Source organism: Nonomuraea zeae, from assembly GCF_005889725.1.
Taxonomy (GTDB): domain Bacteria; phylum Actinomycetota; class Actinomycetes; order Streptosporangiales; family Streptosporangiaceae; genus Nonomuraea; species Nonomuraea zeae.
In genome coordinates, this window is the sequence record NZ_VCKX01000712.1 from 1 (window position 1) to 793 (window position 793).

1 protein-coding gene is annotated in these 793 nt (G+C 68.5%); it reads left to right on the top strand.

The window, feature by feature from the left end; all coding sequences use genetic code 11:
• Positions 1 to 152: 152 nt before the first annotated feature.
• On the top strand, positions 153 to 793 hold a 641-nt coding region (locus ETD85_RS62535; RefSeq protein WP_240780196.1), incomplete at its 3' end, for an IS256 family transposase.

A 793-nucleotide genomic window follows, 5' to 3' on the forward strand; every position in this document is an offset into this window, starting at 1 on the left:
GTTAGCGTCCACGGGAGTGGTGTACGGGTTTGAACCCGTTCGTCACCTTGATGCCCGTGAGGGAAGATCGATGTGACATGAGGGCGGCCACTCCGCGATCCTTCACAGCTGTCGAAGGCAAAGAAGGAGAACGAGAAGTGGCCGCTAAAGACATTCTGCCTGTTCAGGGTGAGTGGTTCGACGAGACCCTCGCCACCGCGTCGCCCGATGTGCTGCGCGAGATGGTGGCGCGGATGGCGCAGATGATGATGGACGCCGAGGTCGAGCAGCGCTGCGGCGCCGGCTACGGCGAGGTGTCCGAGGCGCGCGTCAACTCGCGCAACGGCTACCGGCGGCGCGAGTGGGACACCCGCGCCGGGACCGTGGAGCTGGCCATCCCGAAGCTGCGGACCGGCACGTACTACCCGGACTGGCTGCTGGAGCGGCAGCGGCGGGCCGAGCGGGCGCTGGCCTCGGTGGTGGCCACCTCCTACCTGCTGGGCGTCTCGACCCGGCGGGTGGAGCGGCTGGCCGAGCAACTCGGGGTCACCCGGCTGTCCAAATCGCAGGTCAGCGTAATGGCCCGGGAGCTGGACCAGATGGTCAGCGAGTTCCGCGACCGGCCGTTGGACGCCGGGCCGTACACGTTCGTGTGGATCGACGCACTGACGCAGAAGGTTCGCGAGGGAGGGCGCACGGTCAACGTGCACGCCCTGGTCGCGACCGGCGTCAACGCCGACGGGCACCGCGAGATCCTCGGCATCGACGTCGTCTCATCCGAGGACGGGGCGGGCTGGCTGGCGTTCCTGCGCGG